The organism is Okeania sp. SIO2B9 (assembly GCF_010672505.1).
Classification (GTDB): Bacteria; Cyanobacteriota; Cyanobacteriia; order Cyanobacteriales; family Microcoleaceae; genus Okeania; species Okeania hirsuta.
The window spans coordinates 1-4014 of sequence record NZ_JAAHGK010000713.1; the positions used below are offsets into that span (position 1 = coordinate 1).

Annotated in this window: 3 protein-coding genes; 2 read left to right on the plus strand and 1 reads right to left on the minus strand. The window is 35.1% G+C overall.

Features of this window, described 5'->3' with window-relative positions; all coding sequences use genetic code 11:
- Together F6K13_RS22105 and F6K13_RS22110 are read left to right on the plus strand one after the other, a co-directional pair.
- Positions 1-338 (plus strand): hypothetical protein (locus F6K13_RS22105; RefSeq protein ID WP_353735697.1); only part of this gene is annotated, 338 nt, incomplete at its 5' end.
- A gap of 776 nt (positions 339-1114) precedes the next feature.
- The gene (locus tag F6K13_RS22110) at positions 1115-2980 is read left to right on the plus strand and encodes an HTTM domain-containing protein (RefSeq protein WP_124154624.1); all 1866 of its coding nucleotides are present in this window, start codon (positions 1115-1117) and stop codon (positions 2978-2980) included.
- A gap of 286 nt (positions 2981-3266) precedes the next feature.
- Here F6K13_RS22110 and F6K13_RS22115 read toward each other — a convergent pair.
- Positions 3267-4014 (minus strand): tetratricopeptide repeat protein (locus F6K13_RS22115; RefSeq protein WP_287288387.1); only part of this gene is annotated, 748 nt, incomplete at its 5' end.

A 4014-nucleotide genomic window follows, 5' to 3' on the forward strand; every position in this document is an offset into this window, starting at 1 on the left:
TTGCTCATGGTATGATGGCTCGTATCTTAAGCTGGATTATCAATAATTATGCGATGTTATTTCTGGGTAATCAAGTACATGATTATACCAGTGGTTTTATTGCAGCACGAAGTGAAGTATTAAAGAAAATTCCTTTAAAAGGTGATTATGGAGAATATTGTATTGATTTATTATGTCGTTCTTTTCGTTTAGGTTATCATTTGGTAGAAGTACCTTATGTTTGTGTACCTCGCACTACAGGAGAAAGTAAAACAGGGATTAATTTGTTAGATTATTTAGATAAAGGACGTGATTATGTAACAACAGTTTGGCGACTTTGGCGGCAAAAAGAAGCTTAACGAAGTCAAAATTCAACAGTCAAAAGTCAAAAATAAAAAGTTAGAAGTTACAGTATATTTCGGGGAAATAAAGTCAGAAGTTACAGTATATTTCGGGCAAATGAGGTACAGGTTAATTAATTGATAATTACCTCTCGTTAAAACCGTCCTTCCAATAAGAGCGCGAACAAAAAACTTTCTCCTTTTACTACTCTTTCTTCTTCTTTCTTCTCTCCTGACTCCTAAATAATTAAGATTAATATCATACACTAATTCACCAACGCCAAAATAGGTAGTTTTGCTAATCTGTCTTGTACAAAACTTCTTGATAATTAATCGCTTAATAAACCATAATTATTGCTCTGCTGATTAAATATAAAAGCATTGACAAATAAAAAAAAGTTGGGTGCATCTCAATGCGTGAATAAAGCCAAAAATTTATCGCTTTTAGGGAACAGGGAACAGGGAATATATAGGAAAAAAGTATTTTTTTTTGCACATATTAAAGATACACCCTATTAATCCCTATTTATTGAGTACAATTACTTATCGCTTAATTGAGATGCACCCAAAAAGTTCCTTTTTGGAATCGAAAAAAGTGCAAATTTATCAGCTATTCATGCTCAAAAAGGAGCGTATTTTAGGCAAAAGTTGGGCAGAAAAATCATTCTTACAATTCTTACTTCTACCTCCTCGCTCCCGAACCATTTCTCCTGTCTCCTGTCTCCTGTCTCCTGTCTCCTACCCCCTACTAAAAGACTTTTTCAGCAAACCCATAATTAATAATTCGGTAAATTATGAGCAAACCCAATTTTTTTTCTCTTTTAAAATTAGATGAAATTATCGGTTTAGATTTACGATCGCTTGCCATATTTCGGATTGGTTTAGCGTTAATGACCCTTACGGATATAATTATTCGTTCTCAAGCTTTAAATGCTCATTATACTGATAATGGACTTTTACCACGTTCTGCTCTAATCGATATGCTTAATCCTTGGGATTGGTCAATTAATTTAATTAGCGGTCATCCCTTCATACAAGGATTAATATTTGCAGTAGCTATATTCTTTGCTTTAGCTATGTTATTCGGTTATCGTACCAGACTAGCAACTATTGCTACTTGGGCATTAATAATCTCTCTAAATAATCGTAATCCAGTATTAATTTTTGCCGCAGATCATGTGTTGCGGGCAATGCTTTTTTGGTCAATGTTTTTACCATTAGGTGCTTGTTATTCAATAGATAGTGCCCTTAATTCTGCCCGTAATCCTTTACCTAAAAGAGTATGCAGTGGAGCAACTTTAGCTTTTTTAATTCAACTTTGTTATATCTATATTTGGTCGGCAGCTTTTAAAACCAAAAGTGACATTTGGTGGCCTGATGGAGACGCTGTTTATTACTCATTAAGTTTTGACCAATATTCCACAGCATTTGGTCAATTTTTATTGAGTTTTCCTCAAGAAATTTTAAAATTACTGACTATTTCTGCACTGATTTTTGAGTGGGTTGGTCCGTTAATCATATTTATCCCTTTTCGGAATGCTTTATTTCGTTGTATAGCAATAGTTTCTTTTGTCTTATTACATATTGGTTTTGAACTATGTTTTCACATCGGCATTTTAAGTTATCTAAGTATTGTTAATTGGTTAGCATTAACACCTAGTGTAATTTGGGATAAAGCAGAACAAAAAATAGAAAATCAACAACGTCAAGGATTAACCATTTATTACGATGCTGATTGTGGTTTTTGTAAAAAAGTAGTTTATTTATTGCGTACCTTCTTAATTTTGCCGAAAACCCCTATATTAATGGCACAAGATTATCCATCTATTTATGAGGATATGTTAGCCGAAAATTCTTGGGTAGTAGAAGATTGGCAACAAAATCGTTACTTCAAATGGGAAGGAATAATTTATGTAGTGAGTTTATCTCCTTTATTTAGTTTTCTTGTACCTATCTTAAAATGGCAACCTTTAAAATCTTTAGGTACTAAAATTTATGAAACAATTGCTTCTAATCGTCAATTTGCAGGCAAGTTTACTGCACCTTTAAAATTTCGACCAATTGAAGTTTGCCCTTCCTTAATTTTAAACCTTATTACTATTACTTTACTTCTACTTACTACGATGTGGAATTTTAGAAGTTTTGTCAAACAAACCTATGCTTCGCGTCAAGAGCAGAAAAATGATTGGATTACAGCTAGTCATAAACTACTAAATAGACGAACTCTTCAATATATTCATCCTATTGGTTACATGACTCGTTTAGATCAAACATGGAGTATTTTTGCTCCGGCGCCCCCCAGAGATGATGGTTGGCACGTCATTGAAGGTAAGTTAAAAGATGGAAGTACAGTTAATGTTTTAGCAGAAGAACAACCAATTAGTTGGGATAAACCAAATATTAAACAGCGCCAAGAACTTTATGAAACAATTCAATGGCGAGTTTATTTTATTACTCTTAACCGTGCAGTAGGAAAAAAATTATATCCTGATTATGCAGCTTATCTTTGTCGTCAATGGAATTCTACTCATAAAGGTCAAAAACAATTAGATGGTTTAATTATTTACTATATGGATGAAAGAACTGTACCTCCTAATGAAATACAAACAGTTGAAAAAACAGTTCATTATGAAAAATCTTGTTCAAATAAGAGCGAATAGTTAGGGTTTGCGCTCAAAAGTCTTTTAGTAGAGGTAGGAGACAGGAGACAGGAGACAGGAGAAATGGGAATGAGCGAGGAGGTAGGAGTAAGAATTGTCCCTCAATTTTTCTGTCCGAAGGTTTGCCTTTTATGCTAACTTTTTGAGGGTTTTAGACTAAAACCAGCGCACTTTTTGGGGATTAAAGAAGGCTCAAACCTTTAGTTGTCAATGCTTTGAGATTATAACGGTAAGCCCTAGTTATATCATGTCCGGATAATCAGTTATAAAAAAGCCTTCTGCCTTCCTAAATTGCTTCATTCTCCATTTGTGACAAAATCTGCAAACTCCTTTCATCTGATAACTCCTGTTGACGACTTTCCCTGGCAACTTGCTGCAAAAATTTGAGATAATTCTCTAAACCAGTCTGACTATTAGGATGTTCTTGTCCTAGTTGTGAAAACAAAATAGCTAAAGCTTGCAGATATAATGGTTTTGCTTCCGAGTATTTCCCTTGAGATTCATATAATCCTGCTAAGTTGTTGAGGTCTCTGGCAATATCTGGATGATTAGGAGGCAGGGCGATTTTGTCGATTTCTATGGCTTGTTGATACAATGGTTCCGCTGCTTGGTATTTCCCTTGAGAATAATATAATTTTGCCAAGTTGTTGAGACTGGTGGCAATATCTGGATGATTAGGAGGCAGGGCGATTTTGTCGATTTCAATGGCTTGTTGGTACAATGGTTCCGCTGCTTGGTATTTCCCTTGAGAACGATATAATCCTGCTAGGTTGTTGAGACTGGAGGCAAGATAGGGATGATTAGAAGGCAGGGCGATTTTGAGGATTTCTATGGCTTGTTGGTACAATGGTTCCGCTGCTTGGTATTTCCCTTGAGATTTATATAAACCTGCTAGGTTGTTGAGGTTGGTGGCAAGGGATGGATGATTAGGAGGCAGGGCGATTTTGTCGATTTCTATGGCTTGTTGATACAATGGTTCCGCTGCTTGGTATTTCCCTTGAGATTTATATAAACCTGCTAGGTTGTTGAGGTCA